This is a genomic window from Mesobacillus sp. ABV4_180 (genome assembly GCF_056158485.1).
In genome coordinates, this window is record NZ_JBSWTJ010000001.1 from 2,410,850 (window position 1) to 2,426,030 (window position 15,181).

Below are 15,181 nucleotides of genomic sequence, written 5' to 3' on the forward strand. Positions count from 1 at the left end.
TTTCGTATTAAAGTCTTCTTCTTAAAGAAGGCTTTTTTGTTTTTTTTTCACTCTGCTCAAGGAAGATTTCCTTATAATTCTAAAGCTTATCCTCAAGATTTTCTTGATTAAGAGAAATATAATTTATCAACCGGGAGTGAAAACAATGACAAAAATCGATACGAAACTGGCTCAGCTTGGAAACAGAAGTGAATCTGCAACCGGGGCTGTGAATACCCCCATTTATTTAACTACTGCATACCGTCATGAAGGTATTGGTCAATCAAGCGGATATGATTATATTCGTACAGGTAACCCAACAAGGGAAGTTCTTGAGAAAGCAATCGCTGATCTTGAGGAAGGCGATCGCGGATTCGCCTGCAGTTCAGGCATGGCCGCAATTTGGACGATTCTTTCATTATTCCAGCATGGTGATGAATGGATTGTCTCAAATGATTTATATGGAGGTACTTACCGCCTTCTCGGGCAAGGGTTTAAAAAATGGGGTTTGAATAGTACATATGTAGACATGGGTGATTTGAATTCAATTGAAGCCGCCATCACGCCTAAGACGAAAGCGCTCTTTGTCGAAACACCGACAAATCCATTGATGGAACAGGCAGACATTGAGGCTATTGCTAGGATCGCAAGTACTAATGGACTATTGTTGATTGTTGATAACACCTTTTATACTCCCCTGCTGCAAAAACCATTGTCATTAGGAGCAGATATTGTTATTCACAGCGCTACTAAATATCTTGGCGGCCATAATGATGTGCTAGCAGGCCTAATTGTTGCAAAGGGAAATGACATTTGTGAAGCGTTATTCCTCCACCATAATGGTGGTGGTGCTGTTCTAAGTCCATTTGATTCCTGGCTTTTGATCAGGGGCATGAAAACATTGTCATTAAGAATGGAGCGTCATGAGCGAAATGCAATCAAATTGGTCGATTATCTTCAAAATCATAGTGCTGTAAAGGATGTACTCTACCCAGGCAAAGGCGGAATGATTTCATTCAGGATTAAGTCCCCTTCAATGGTCAATCCATTTTTACAAAGCCTGTCTCTTATCACCTTTGCTGAAAGTCTGGGCGGTGTTGAAAGCTTTATCACCTACCCTGCTACCCAGACACATGCAGATATCCCTGCAGAAATCCGCGAACAGACAGGAGTTTGTGACCGGCTTCTTCGCTTCTCGGTTGGAATTGAGAATACTGAAGATTTAATTGATGATTTGGAACATGCTTTTCAACATGCAGGAAAGGAGGCAAATGTGTATGAGTGATTCTTATACCTTTGAAACCCAACTCCTTCATAACAGGCATAAAGTGGATCCTGCAACAGGAGGAGTCAGTGTTCCAATCCAGCATGCCTCCACATTTCATCAGGAATCTCCAAATACGTTTGGAAAATATGATTACAGCCGCAGCCTGAACCCCACCAGGGAAGCATTGGAGGATATCATCGCTGACCTTGAGGGCGGTTGCCGGGGTTTTGCGTTTTCCTCCGGCATGGCAGCTATTTCTACCGCATTTTTGCTTCTATCAAAGGGAGACCATGTTGTTATATCAGAAGATGTTTATGGTGGCACCTTCCGCATGGTTACCCAGGTTTTGAACCGATTTGGCATAGAGCATACTTTTGTGGACATGACAGACATCGAAACAGTAAAACAAGCGATCCAGCCAAACACTGCTTTATTGTATGTAGAAACACCTTCTAATCCTTTACTGAAGATAACCGACATCCAAACGATCAGCAGGATCGCAAAGGAACAAGGCGCGTTGACTTTTGTAGATAATACCTTCATGACACCGTATCTGCAAAGACCACTTGAGCTGGGAGCCGACCTTGTCCTTCACAGCGCGACTAAATTCTTGTCAGGGCATAGCGATACTGTTGCTGGTCTGGCGGTGGCAAAGGATCAAGATTTGGCAACAAGGCTTTATTCCCTGCAAAATTCCTTTGGAGCTATCCTTGGCGTCCAGGATGCCTGGCTCGTCATGAGAGGAATAAAAACCTTGTCCGTCAGGTTGAATCAATCACAGGAAAACGCTCAAAAGATCGCTCAATTTTTAATAGAAGAACAACAGATTAAAAAAGTTTATTTTCCCGGATTAACTGACCATCCACAACATGCATTGCATCAACTTCAGGCGGATGGCCCTGGAGCGGTGGTTGCGTTTGAATTGGAAGATGAGGCTCAATTAAAGCATTTTATCGAAAAGGTCAAAATTCCTGTCTTTGCCGTCAGTCTTGGTGCAGTAGAGTCCATTCTTTCTTACCCGGCAAAAATGTCCCACGCTGCCATGCCTGAAGCTGAACGCAAAAAACGCGGCATAAGTAACGGATTGCTACGCTTATCTGTTGGCCTGGAGAGCGTGGAAGATCTGATTGTAGATTTTAAACATGCTTTACATTCTATCAACTCTCAAAAGGAGCGAATCCGATGAGTTTCCTCAAACGTTTGGAAAATGAAATCTTAATAGCCAATGGCGCAATTGGTACCCTCCTCTATTCATATGGTGCAGGCACTTGCTTTGAAGAGCTGAATGTTTCACAACCTGATGATATTGTTCGTATTCATAAAGCTTACATTAGTGCTGGTGCAGACCTGATCCAGACGAATACGTATGCAGCGAATTATATAAAACTGGAACGATATGGACTTGAGGATCAGGTGAAAGAGATTAACAGCTCTGCAGTACGACTCGCCAGACTTGCAGCTGGTAAGGAGGCGCATGTCTTAGGAACCATAGGCGGTAACCGCGGCATTAGGCCATCTGCGATACCAATTGAAGAAATCAAGCGCAGTTTCAGAGAACAGCTGTACTGCCTTCTGCTAGAGGAAGTCGATGGAATTTTGCTTGAAACCTTCTATGATATGAAAGAAATAGAAACAGTGCTTGCTATTGCCCGGAAAGAAACCAGCCTTCCAATCATTGCACAGGTCTCCCTCCAGGAAATCGCCATCATGCAGGACCAAACCCCTCTACAGGAGGTTTTTCATAGAATGGAAGATTTGGGAGCTGACATTGTTGGCCTTAACTGCCGCCTTGGCCCCCACCATATGATTTCAAGCCTTGAACAGATTGAGCTGCCAGCAAAAGCTTATCTTTCTGCCTATCCAAATGCTGGTTTACCCGCTTATACTGATGGCAAATTCCATTATGAGGGTACTCCTGAATACTTTAAAAAATCTGCCCGCAGCTTTCGTGATCAGGGTGTTCGCCTGCTCGGCGGCTGTTGTGGCACAACACCAGAACATATCAAGGCTTTTTCGGATGAGTTAAAAGGACTTAGTCCTGTCAGTGAGAAAAGTATTAAAAGAAAAAAAACGAAGGTGGCGGTCAGCTCACCTGATGTGTCAAGACCTGTCCCCCCTTTGCATGAGCTTGTAAAAAAACGCCCATCTGTAATTGTCGAGCTTGACTCACCCCGAAAGCTTGATACGTCCCGTTTTTTCGAAGGAGCAAAAGCTTTGATGGATACCGGTATCGACGCGCTGACACTCGCTGATAATTCGCTTGCATCTCCAAGAATTTCGAATGCGGCGATTGGGCACCTCGTTAAAGATAAAATTGGTCTGCGTCCTCTTGTCCATTTGACATGCCGTGACCGCAATATCATCGGTCTCCAATCCCATCTGATGGGTTTGCATACCCTGGGACTCCATGACCTGCTTGCTGTAACCGGGGACCCAGCACGAGTCGGGGATTTCCCTGGAGCATCCTCCGTATTTGATGTTTCATCGTTCGAACTGATCGAGATGATCAAGCAGTTCAATGCTGGTCTCTCCTATTCTGGCAAAGATTTAGGTCAAAAAGGGGCATTTTCGGTTGGTGCAGCGTTCAATCCAAACGTCAGGTCAATAGAAAAGGCAGTACAGCGGATGGAAAAGAAAATAAATGCAGGTGCCGATTACTTCATAACCCAGCCTGTTTACTCGGAAAAATTGCTTTTGGAAGTCCATGAATCTAAAAAGCATCTTGATGTCCCTGTCTATATCGGACTGATGCCGCTGACCAGCAGCCGAAATGCGGAGTTCCTGCACAATGAGGTGCCAGGCATCAAGATTTCACAGGAAATTCTCGACATCATGGCGAAATTTAATAACGAGCCTCTCCAGTCAAAAAGAGAAGGCATTGCAATCACAAAAGGACTGATTGAGGCTGCAGCAGAACTTTTTAACGGAATTTACTTAATCACACCGTTTATGAACTATGAGATGAGTGTTGAGTTGTCCACTTATGCTACCGAATACAGCAGCCTTCTATTGAGGAGGAAACAGAATGTCAACCTTGTTAACTGAACAGATGAATAAAAAAATCCTGATCATGGACGGTGCTATGGGGACGATGCTCCAGCAGGCAAACTTGACTCCAGACGATTTTGGCGGAGAAGAATATGATGGCTGCAATGAAATCCTTAATCTCACAGCCCCGGAAGTAATCGAGAACATACATCGGGCATATTTTCAGGCAGGAGCCGATGTTGTAGAGACAAATACATTCGGTGCAACAAGTCTGGTCCTGGATGAGTATGGTTTAGGTAATAAAGCATATGAAATCAACAAGGCGGCTGCCCTTATTGCAAGGAAGGCAGCTGATGAAGCGTCTTCCCCTTCGACTCCCCGTTTTGTCGCGGGTTCGATGGGGCCTACGACAAAAACGCTAAGCGTAACAGGCGGAGCCACCTTTGAGGAGATGTCTGCGGCGTATGAAGAGCAGGCTCTTGGCCTGATCGATGGCAGTGCAGACCTGCTTCTGCTTGAAACAAGCCAGGATTTGCTCAATGTGAAAGCGGCTTATACTGGAATTCAGCGTGCAGTTCAGCTAAGAGGCAAAGAAATTCCACTAATGATATCAGCTACGATCGAACCGATGGGCACAACACTTGCCGGACAGTCGATTGAAGCATTCTATATATCTGTACAGCATATGAACCCAATCGCAATCGGATTGAATTGCGCAACCGGTCCAGAATTCATGCAAGATCACTTGCGTTCACTTGCCACCCTTTCCACTTCTGCAGTCAGCTGTTACCCTAACGCAGGCTTGCCTGATGAGGAAGGTCAATACCATGAAACGCCTGAAACGCTTGCTCAGAAGCTTTCTCATTTTGCCGAGGAAGGTTGGCTGAATATCGTTGGCGGCTGCTGTGGCACAACCCCTGACCACATCAAGGCAATTTCGGAAAAAATGCAGGATTGCCGGCCCCGAAAGATTGAAGAAAACAGGCTGCATATGGTTTCTGGCATCGAACCTTTCATTTATGATGATCCGACTCTGAGGCCGATCATGGTTGGAGAACGTACGAACGTAATTGGCTCACGCAAATTCAAACGTTTGATTTCAGAGGGGAAAATCGAAGAAGCGGCTGAAATTGCAAGGGCTCAAGTAAAGAACGGAGCCCATGTCATCGACATCTGCCTGGCAGACCCGGACCGAGATGAGCTCCAGGATATGGAGCAGTTTATTCAGGAAGTCGTCAAAAAGGTTAAAGTTCCTCTGGTCATTGATTCAACTGATGACGATGTGATCGAAAAAGCCTTATCCTATTCCCAGGGGAAAGCGATAATTAATTCGATCAATCTGGAAGATGGCGAGGAGAGATTTGAGTCAATTGCCCGTCTGATTCACAAATATGGCGCTGCAGTCGTTGTGGGAACGATCGAGGAATCAGGCATGGGAGTTACGGCTGATAAAAAGCTTGAAATCGCCAAGCGATCATACGATCTGTTGGTCAATAAATATCAAGTTCCGGCTCAGGACTTGATTTTTGATCCACTCGTCTTCCCAGTGGGCACCGGGGATGAACAGTATATTGGCTCAGCGAAAGCAACTGTTGACGGAATCAGAATGATAAAAGAAACCTTTCCTGAATCGCAGACGATCCTTGGAATAAGCAATGTTTCCTTTGGCCTTCCACCGGTTGGCCGTGAAGTGTTGAACTCAGTTTTTCTATATCATTGCACCCAGGCAGGGCTTGATTATGCAATTGTCAATACAGAGAAACTCGAACGTTTTGCGTCGATCACTCCAGAAGAAGTCAAGATGGCAGAAGAATTATTGTTCAATACAACCGATGAATCACTTGCGGTATTTACAGATTTTTACCGAGATAAAAAGAAGGAGACAAAAAGCACACTCCCTGATATGACACTTGCCGAGAGGCTGGCCTACTATGTGGTGGAAGGGACAAAAGAAGGCCTTATCCCTGATCTCGCTGCTGCTCTCGAGACCTACCCTGCCCCGCTCGAGATCATAAATGGTCCGTTGATGGATGGGATGAAGGAAGTTGGCAGGCTTTTCAACGACAACCAGCTGATTGTCGCGGAAGTTTTACAGAGTGCTGAAGTGATGAAAGCTTCAGTTTCTTATTTGGAGCCTTACATGGAGAAGAATGATTCAACATCCACAAAGGGTAAGGTGCTTCTAGCTACAGTCAAAGGAGATGTGCATGACATCGGCAAAAACCTGGTGGATATCATCCTAAGCAACAATGGCTATGAAGTTTTAGATCTTGGAATCAAGGTAACTCCAAATACTCTTATCGAGGCAATTAAAAAAGAAAAGCCGGATATTGTCGGCCTCTCAGGGCTGCTCGTCAAATCGGCACAACAGATGGTCCTAACCGCCCATGATATGAATCAGGCGGGAATCGATGTTCCAATTCTTGTCGGTGGTGCCGCATTATCAAGAAAGTTCACCGATACCAAGATTGCTAGAGAATACAATGGACTGGTGCTGTATGCAAAGGATGCCATGAACGGCCTGTCAATCGCCAATCAGCTGCGGGAATCGGATGGATATGACCAACTCGTTTCTGAACAGAAAGCGAAACAGGAAGCCGCTTTGCATAAAGAGGTTTTTACGACTGGTAATAAAACAGCTACAGCCGTTCTTGAACGACCTAAAGCTATTGTGAATGCGCCTGTGTATATCCCGCAGGATACAAAACGTCGTCTGTTGAAATCCTATTCCCTTTCCCATATTGAACCTTATATCAATCAGCAGATGTTAATAGGCCATCATTTGGGTTTAAAAGGAAAAGTTGAAAAATTGCTTTATGAAGGAAATGAAAAAGCAGTTAAGCTTGCCGATATCGTCCAATCTCTAATGAGAGAAGCGAAAACAAACAGATGGATTAAGCCTGCTGCTGTATACCAGTTTTATCCGGCTCAATCAGAAGGAAATAAGCTTCATATTTTTGATCCTAAAAGTCCGGATCAAATAATAGAAACATTTGAATTCCCTCGCCAGGAGGTTTCCCCTGGATTATGCCTTTCTGATTATGTACGCTCTGTCAGTGATAAAGAAAAGGATTATGTCGGATTGTTCGCGGTCACGGCAGGTTCAGGTATACGTCAGGCAGCTGAACAACTGAAAAATGAAGGAAGATTCCTCGAAAACCATGCCCTGCAGGCACTTGCACTCGAGACAGCAGAAGGATTTGCAGAACTGCTCCACCGGCAGATGCGCGATCTTTGGGGATTTCCTGATACTCCTGATATGACAATGAAAGACCGGTTTGCCGCCAAGTATCAGGGCCAGCGTTTCTCTTTTGGATACCCTGCATGTCCAGACCTGGAAGATCAGAGAAAACTTTTCAAGCTGCTGAAGCCGGAGGATATCGGAATCCATCTAACCGAAGGCTGCATGATGGAACCGGAGGCATCTGTCACCGCTATTGTGTTCTCACATCCTGATGCAAGGTATTTCAATGTATTGAAGAATGAATAGTAAATAGGCAAGGGGATTTCCCCCTTGCTTTTTTTGGTGCTTTCATTTGGATAAAAATGCTTGGTTTGGCAGATATTATTTCCATAAGAAATCTTGGAGGTTTTTTTATGGACTACTACAGCAATATGGAGTTTGAAATCAAAAGTGGATTTTTGCCCAACATGTACAATTCCGACCGATTAAAGGTTGTTGAGGTTTTGGACAAAAGTGTTGTCATTAAGATGAACAATGCTATGAACAGAGCCGTCTTTCCTGTTGACAATTTGGATTACTGGGTAAAACGCGGACTGTTGGTTTCGACAAAGGAAAACAAGCGATCCTCATAACACAGGAAAACAGCGGCTCATTTTATGCCGCTGTTTTCTTTTGACATGCTATTTAATACTTACTTCTTATTCCACTTAAATCTTAAAAACTCTGGATACAGTTTATAGGTTTCTCTGTAATAAGATTCCCTCTTCATTTCTTCCTTTTTTGTTTTCCAGATATATTCTAAAATGATATGGTTAAGTTCCATAACGATCGCCTCCCTTTTTCTTATCTTAAGAATAAGGGATATCAACGATGGAAACATTCACCATCGGATTGATTGTTTCTCCGTCTTTTGGCGGAATCTTTTTAAGACTTACAGCTAATCAAACGCCTTTTTTCATCAATACCTGATTTTCTTTGGAAGTCCTCACTTCTACAGTTAAAGACCCTTTCCAGACAATGGCTTTCAGTATAAGTGGAACACCTGTAGTATTTTCGAACCTGAAATCCTTGCCACCGAATGAGACAGTTGCATCTCTGCCTTTTGGGACGTAGCCGACAGTAAGTGAATGATGATGCTTTTCCACATAACCTACTCCAAGAACATCCACTGCATTATACAAGGTAGAGGACGTCTGGCAGATTCCTCCCCCGATACCCATCACCAATTTCTTGTTGACGATTTCTTCAGCAGGCTGATACCCATGTGCTTCATCACTTGGACCGACCGTCGTGTTAAAAGAAAACACATCCCCTACTCCCAAAATCACATTATTGATCGCTTCGGCCGACAGCTCAATGTTCCTCGTTCTGCCAGCAACAGCAGCGTTAAAATAAGTTGTATATTTTCCAACTACCACTTCTTCGAGATTTGCGAGATCGTTCATTTCGTATCCACTTGCTGTTACATATAAGGGAAGTTCAATATCTCCCCCATCAGCAGAAACCTGGATTATTTTTTCCACAAGCTCAGCTTCATCCAGGATGGTTAATGGAGTTCCTTTGATCACTTGCCCATCTGGCCCCAGTTTATCCGGAATCATCCGTTTGTCATAGCCAGGTGTCTCTTCGGTTCCTCTGGCCAATTCACGCGCCAATTTCTCCAGTTCAGCCTTATACTTTTCATCTTGTGTTCCAAAACCCATTTCCAATGGCGTTAATGACCGGATTACTGTCTTGTTGGCCGGGTCAATCACATTCACGACAACAGGCAAAGCTTGCTCTTCTTTTTCTGCTTCTTTTTCTGCTTCTTCTCCGTTTTCTTCGACGACTTCTTTCTCATCATTCTTTTCTTCTTGTCCAGATGTCTTCTTAGGCTCATCTTCCTTCACACTTTGTTGAGAACAGCCAGCCAATCCTATAAAACCTGACACAAATAACAGCAGTAGTACTTTTGTTCGTTTCCCCATTTTTCCCCCATCATTTCTATATATATTTATAATCAGCATTCTATTGTATTCAGGAATACTTTTCCATATTTCCGCGATTAGTCTAATTTTTGTAAAATTATCTTTTCCCTTCACATTTCATCTAAAAAAAGATAAAATACATATAAACCAATAAGAAAGGTCGGAATTAATATGGTATCTGAGTTGCGATCTATTCCACAACCGCTAGTGAGAACAAACCAATGGTTCATTGTGGTCAGTGTCGCAGGAACATGGCTCACAGGGTCTGCATGGATTTTGTTATTGCCGCTTCTCGCTGGTTTATCTGGGCTTTTGTTCAATTTCAATCCGGTCATGAGTGCTGCTAAATATTTTTTAAAAAGACAACCATCTCAATACATCCCTGAAGACTGGGAACAACAGCAATTCAATCAAAAAATCGCAGTCATTTGTTTGACAGGTGGTCTAATATCATATGCAACAGGCCTTACTGCTCTGGGCCACTTCTTCACGATCATGGTCGCACTTGCTGCATTTGTAGCCATCCTAGGTTTCTGCATTGGCTGTTTTATCCGTTACCAATGGATTAAATTCCGTGCGAAGAAGCATGTAACAAATCCATAAGAAAAACCCATTGTTTTAAAACAATGGGTTTCTGCTTTTTATTGGTGCTGCTCCGTCATTTTATTATTAAATTCCTTGGATTTCCCTTTTGGTATGCTTAGTGTTTTCCATTCCTCATTTTTGATCATTTTAGCAATATAGACAATCTGCCCAGCATGCCCTGATTGATGCACAATTTGCCTCTGAATCGCTTCCATTACGTTGTGAGGCTCGCTTCGAATATAGACTGTTTTTGCTAAATCTTCCTGAGATAATTGTGACAGAGTTTGAAAAAGCACATCCCAGCCAGAGTTCCATTGTGCCATCATTTTTTCTCGGGATTCAAATCTTCCCTCGAATTCGCCATCCCTGTTGCGGTCTGCCTTCTCTCCATCCGTCGTTAAAAAATCTCGAAATCTGGAATGAAGATTCCCGCTCATATGCTTGACGATAATCGCGATGCTGTTACATTCTTCATTGGGCAAAAAGTGGAGCTGATCGAGATCCAGCTGCTCCATCGCTCTTTCTGCCTGCTTTTTTATGGACTTGAAATTCTCAATAGCCAAATCTATATAGTTCATCTCCTGCACCTCCAGTTACGTATATTCGGCTAGACCGCTAATCATTCCTGTATGGTGATGAGTCAATGTACTAGATTTTATTTTCTTTAAACCAGATGGACATAAAAAAATGAGATTCCAGCAGGAATCCCATTTTTTTAGACAGCTTCTGCAAGCTCCCCGTTAAATCTCCGTCTTTGAATATAAATTAGCCTCATTGAAAGGAATATACCTGCAGCGAGCAAACCAGCAGTAAGTCCAATCCAATAACCTGGTGCTCCAAGTGATGTATAGTGTGCCAGGAAGTATCCTACAGGCAGGCAAATCAGCCAGTAGGCAATCAGTGTGATGACAAAAGAAACATTCACATCTTTATATCCACGCAAGGCGGCAAGTGCGGTTGCCTGGATCGCGTCTGAAATCATGAAGAACAAAGCATAAATCAAAAACTGGCCAGTCAAGGCAATGACGGCAGGTTCGTTCGAGTAAAATCCTGCTACATCAAAACGGAACAGTACGACAAGCAGACCAGCGATAACCGCAATGATTACAGACAGGTAAATCCCGATCCAGCTGTATGATTTTGCATCCTTATAACGTCCAGCACCAACTTCAAACCCTACCAGTACGGTCTGCGCCATAGAAATGCTCATCGGGATCATATACAGAAATGCAACGATATTCAAAGCTGATTGATAGGCTGCGATTGTCGTGATATTGAATTTACTGATTAAAATCGTAACAACGGCAAACATGCTCGTTTCAAAGAAAATGGACAGGCCCATTGGGACACCGATTTTCAAAATCTCCTTCACTTTCTCTCCGGAGATCTCTTTAAAGTATGTCAAGCCAACAAATTCAGAGAAGGGCCTTTGCGTGATAATAAGAGCAGCCGTCATCCCTGCAATCACAAAATAAGTGATGGATGTGGCGTACCCTGCCCCCGCCCCGCCCAGCTCTGGAAAGCCCCAATATCCGAAGATCAGGACATAATTCAAGAAGAAATTAATCGGCAATGACAGAAGCAGGATATACATGACCACTCTGGTTTTACCGAGTGCATAGATGAATGAACGCAATACATTAAAAATAAAAAGTGGGATGATGCCAAAACTCAAACCGACAAGATAACCTTGTGCAGTATCATGAACACTTTCCGGAAGATTCATCACTGTCAAAATTGGATCGAGCAAGAAAATTCCGAGTATGATGACGAGTGTTGCAATCATCACCGCAAGATATATCCCGTGAGTCAGAATCGAGGAAACTTCCTTCCCCTTCTTTTCTCCAAAACGCTGAGCCGCGATAGGCGATACTGCCAGCAGGATACCACTCAGCCCTGTGAAAATCGGGTTCCATATGGATGAACCGATTGCTACACCAGCAAGATCTGAAGAATTATATTTTCCCGACATAATGGTATTGAAAAAGACCATCGAAAACATACCTAATTGTGTAATCAAAATTGGGATCAGCATGACAAAAATTTGCTTTATTTTTTCCTTTGTCGAATATGTCTGGTACATCCTTATTCTCCTTGAATATAATAATTCTATAATTATAACAAAATATTATTCATTAGATGTATCACAAAATAGTAACACAATTTTTAAAAATGGAAATACCCCCCTAATTATTTCCACCCTAATCCTTGATACAATAGAAATATATCGAGGAGTGAACATCATGAAAATCATAAAATATCTTCTAACTTTTTTCCTAGTTGCTTTATTGTCAGTTTCCGCATGGATTTACTATCCTCAATATCAGCTCAATAAAATGAAGGAAGAAAGTGCAACAAAACTAGAAAAGACAAATAAACTCACCTATATAGATTACTATCAAACATTACCTGATAATGAGATCAATCATCTTGCTCTTGGTGATTCGATCATCCGCGGATACCGTATTGCGGAGGAAGAAACTTTTATCAGCCAGTTTTCCGTAGAGCTTGAAACAGAAACAGGGAAACAAGTCGTTTCAAATAATGAAGGGATCATTGGATTAACCAGTGAGAGACTGAACCAGCTCGTACAGGATGGCGTGTATGATGAAGCGATTAAAGAAGCCGATCTGATTACGGTAAATGTTGGCGGAAATGACGTACTTAAGATGATTAAGAAGAGCGATATATACAGCGCTCTGAAATCAATTGATAGCCTGCAAACCAGCTTTACAGAAAACTTGGCCGGAATCGCTGGCAAAATCGGTGAGATTAATCCATCAGCGACAATCGTCTTTCTTGAACTATACAATCCAATGCCTGCAGACCATCAGTTTTATTCCCTTGCAGACAAACTATTGCCAAAATGGAATTTAAAGATTTATGAAGTTGCAAAAGAGACTCCTTCTTCTGTCGTAATTCAGACAACCAATGTCATTAACAGCGATAATCTTCACTATCTTTCAAGTGATGGTGTACACCCAAACCCATCTGGGAATTCGGCGATTTCTGCGCAAATGCTGGATCAGTTCCAAAAACAATATAAAGCGGATGCCGTACTGGCAAACCGCGAAAATTAAGCTGGGCTTTTGTCCCGGCTTTTCTATTGGTTATCTTTCTTATAATGCTCATTAAGCAGAGGATTTTCCGTCGTGGCAAAATTGACCGACTGTAGGCTCGTCTCTTCATCAAGTCCAAACAGTTTTGCCACTTCATCCTCAGACATTTCTTTCCTCTTTTCCTTTTCCACTTTGCCACCTCCTTTCAAGTTACCCAATAGAATCCCCACTCCACATGAAAATATAATCAATGGCCAACTCCAAATATAGGCTTTGCTTTTACGCAATGGGATTGAACTTCGATATACAGCGATTGCAAGCGTGTTGCTTTTACCGTAATGGAGTTGGAATTTTAAAAACGGGCAATGCAACCTCACTGCTTTTACCCAGATGAACTTAGAATCTTATAAACGGGCAATGCAGCCTTGCTGCTTTTACCAAGATGAACTCGAATTTCAACAAACGGGCAATGCAAGCGTTCTGTTTTTACCGAAAATATCACCAAAAACAAAAACCGGGTAATGGGTGCTAAACCTCCCTTCCAACACAACACAGAAAAACCCCTCTAATCAAGGGGTTTTTCGTTTAATTGTTGGCTAATTTATTTGTGTGTTTTTCTGAAGCTGGCTGTCTTCCAATCGTGTCTTCTGCCTGTTTTGCACGTTTGATGAAGAATGCCAAAACCAATGCGATGAATGACAGGAAGACTGTGACATAGAATGCGTCGTTGATTCCATGCAGCATTGCCTGCATCGCAATTTGCTGTTCCATTTCAGCTTTGACAGCTGGAGTTACGGCTTTTCCTGCGGCTGCTGCTTCTTTTAGCGCAGAGGCAGCTAGGTCTTTGCCATAGTTTTCAGCGCGCATGGACATGACTGTAACCAGCAAAGCTGTACCGATTGCGCCAGAAACCTGCTGCATTGTATTGTTCATGGCGGTTCCGTGCGGATAATAGCGTGCCGGCAGCTGGTTCAGCCCGTTTGTCGATACTGGCATGTTCACCATCGACATCCCCAACATCCGTACTGTATAGAGAATGATCAGCTGAGTATAGGTTGTTTCCAGTGATAACTTACTGAAATAGTAGCTCGTGACCATAGTGATGGCCAGGCCGATGATGGCTAAAGCACGCCCTCCGAACTTATCAAACAGCTTTCCTGTAATTGGAGACATGATGGCCATCACGATTGCACCCGGCAATAGCAGTAAGCCGGCATCTAATGGTGATATTCCCCTAATCGTCTGCACATAAATCGGCAGAAGCAGCATTCCTGAGAACATCGCCATCGTCACAATCATTGTAATCGCCGATGATAAAGCAAACATCGGATATTTATAAATCCTGAAGTTCAGCATAGGATTATCCTGTCTTAATTGACGCAGGATAAAGACAACAAGTGAAACTGCACCGATTGTGAGAGTTACATAAACGTGTGGACTATCCCAGCCCTTAGATCCAGCGGAACTGAATCCATATAGCAGACCACCGAAACCGATGCTTGAAAGCGACAGTGAAATAATGTCCAATCGCATATTCACTTTTTCTTTCTTATCCTTTAACATGAAAAATCCGAGCAATAATACTACAGCTGCAATTGGAGTTACGAAATGGAACAGCATCCTCCAGTCGTAGTGCTCAATCAGCCATCCTGAAAGTGTTGGACCAATCGCCGGTGCGAACATAAGGACTAGACCAAACACTCCCATGGCAGTACCGCGCTTTTCAATTGGAAAGCTTACCAGCATGACATTCATCAGTAGTGGCATCATGATTGCTGTCCCAGATGCCTGAATCATTCTTCCTGCCAACAGCAGCGGGAATACATGTGCTGCCCCTGCTATGATTGTACCGGCTGTGAATAATCCCATTGCTGCTAAAAATAAGTGGCGGACTGAATATTTTTGAATCAAATACGCACTTAGCGGAATCATGACCCCGCTGACAAGCATGAATCCAGTAGTAAGCCACTGAACCGTTGTAGCTTCAACTTTCAAGTCAGCCATAATGGATGGCAAGGCTATGTTAAGTAATGTGTTATTTAAAAATGCGATAAATGCTCCGACAATTAATACCCCTAGTATCCCATAAGGCGGCTTGTCAGGTGTTTGGATGTTTTGCTGCATTCTGTATCCCCCTAAATTGTTCACAAAA

At 43.1% G+C, this 15,181-nt stretch carries 13 protein-coding genes; 7 read left to right on the top strand and 6 right to left on the bottom strand.

The features are described 5' to 3' along the window. Positions 1-145: 145 nt before the first annotated feature. The 5 genes from ACXAEA_RS12300 to ACXAEA_RS12320 all read left to right on the top strand — a co-directional run bounded on the left by ACXAEA_RS12300 (position 146) and on the right by ACXAEA_RS12320 (position 8,050). Positions 146-1,264, top strand: a complete 1,119-nt coding sequence (locus ACXAEA_RS12300; protein WP_475096171.1) for a methionine biosynthesis PLP-dependent protein — start codon at positions 146-148, stop codon at positions 1,262-1,264. Further along, positions 1,257-2,432 carry a cystathionine beta-lyase gene (metC, locus tag ACXAEA_RS12305; RefSeq protein ID WP_475096172.1) on the top strand — a complete coding sequence of 392 codons (1,176 nt, stop codon included), beginning with the start codon at positions 1,257-1,259 and terminating at the stop codon, positions 2,430-2,432. Before ACXAEA_RS12300 ends, metC begins: the two co-directional genes overlap by 8 nt. After that, positions 2,429-4,291: a bifunctional homocysteine S-methyltransferase/methylenetetrahydrofolate reductase gene (locus tag ACXAEA_RS12310; RefSeq protein WP_475096173.1), complete on the top strand. Its 1,863-nt coding sequence runs from the start codon at positions 2,429-2,431 to the stop codon at positions 4,289-4,291. Before metC ends, ACXAEA_RS12310 begins: the two co-directional genes overlap by 4 nt. Further along, entirely contained in the window at positions 4,272-7,724 is a 3,453-nt protein-coding gene (gene metH / locus ACXAEA_RS12315; protein WP_475096174.1) for a methionine synthase, read from the top strand. The genes ACXAEA_RS12310 and metH overlap by 20 nt, the downstream gene beginning before the upstream one ends. Positions 7,725-7,831: 107 nt before the next feature. Next, positions 7,832-8,050: a hypothetical protein gene (locus ACXAEA_RS12320; RefSeq protein WP_475096175.1), complete on the top strand. Its 219-nt coding sequence runs from the start codon at positions 7,832-7,834 to the stop codon at positions 8,048-8,050. 59 nt (positions 8,051-8,109) lie between these two features. Here the strand turns inward: ACXAEA_RS12320 and ACXAEA_RS12325 are convergent, their stop codons facing one another. Together ACXAEA_RS12325 and ACXAEA_RS12330 are read right to left on the bottom strand one after the other, a co-directional pair. Further along, positions 8,110-8,241, bottom strand: a complete 132-nt coding sequence (locus ACXAEA_RS12325) for a hypothetical protein (RefSeq protein WP_475096176.1) — start codon at positions 8,239-8,241, stop codon at positions 8,110-8,112. Positions 8,242-8,359: 118 nt separating this feature from the next. Continuing rightward, entirely contained in the window at positions 8,360-9,385 is a 1,026-nt protein-coding gene (locus ACXAEA_RS12330) for a VanW family protein (protein WP_475096177.1), read from the bottom strand. Between the two features lie 171 nt (positions 9,386-9,556). Between ACXAEA_RS12330 and ACXAEA_RS12335 the strand changes: the two genes are divergently transcribed. Then, complete coding sequence (locus ACXAEA_RS12335; protein WP_475096178.1) at positions 9,557-9,988, top strand: DUF4395 domain-containing protein; 432 nt, start codon at positions 9,557-9,559, stop codon at positions 9,986-9,988. Between the two features lie 38 nt (positions 9,989-10,026). Here the strand turns inward: ACXAEA_RS12335 and ACXAEA_RS12340 are convergent, their stop codons facing one another. After that, positions 10,027-10,548, bottom strand: a complete 522-nt coding sequence (locus ACXAEA_RS12340; protein WP_475096179.1) for a DUF1572 family protein — start codon at positions 10,546-10,548, stop codon at positions 10,027-10,029. Positions 10,549-10,685: 137 nt separating this feature from the next. Continuing rightward, the gene (locus tag ACXAEA_RS12345) at positions 10,686-12,053 is read right to left on the bottom strand and encodes an MATE family efflux transporter (protein WP_475096180.1); all 1,368 of its coding nucleotides are present in this window, start codon (positions 12,051-12,053) and stop codon (positions 10,686-10,688) included. A 160-nt stretch (positions 12,054-12,213) separates the two neighbouring features. On the opposite strand from ACXAEA_RS12345, the gene ACXAEA_RS12350 reads away from it, so the two are divergent. Continuing rightward, the gene (locus ACXAEA_RS12350; protein ID WP_475096181.1) at positions 12,214-13,050 is read left to right on the top strand and encodes a GDSL-type esterase/lipase family protein; all 837 of its coding nucleotides are present in this window, start codon (positions 12,214-12,216) and stop codon (positions 13,048-13,050) included. A 23-nt stretch (positions 13,051-13,073) separates the two neighbouring features. Here the strand turns inward: ACXAEA_RS12350 and ACXAEA_RS12355 are convergent, their stop codons facing one another. Both ACXAEA_RS12355 and ACXAEA_RS12360 read right to left on the bottom strand, forming a co-directional pair. Then, positions 13,074-13,220 carry a hypothetical protein gene (locus ACXAEA_RS12355; protein WP_475096182.1) on the bottom strand — a complete coding sequence of 49 codons (147 nt, stop codon included), beginning with the start codon at positions 13,218-13,220 and terminating at the stop codon, positions 13,074-13,076. Between the two features lie 394 nt (positions 13,221-13,614). Continuing rightward, positions 13,615-15,153: a DHA2 family efflux MFS transporter permease subunit gene (locus ACXAEA_RS12360; RefSeq protein ID WP_475096183.1), complete on the bottom strand. Its 1,539-nt coding sequence runs from the start codon at positions 15,151-15,153 to the stop codon at positions 13,615-13,617. Positions 15,154-15,181: the final 28 nt, after the last annotated feature.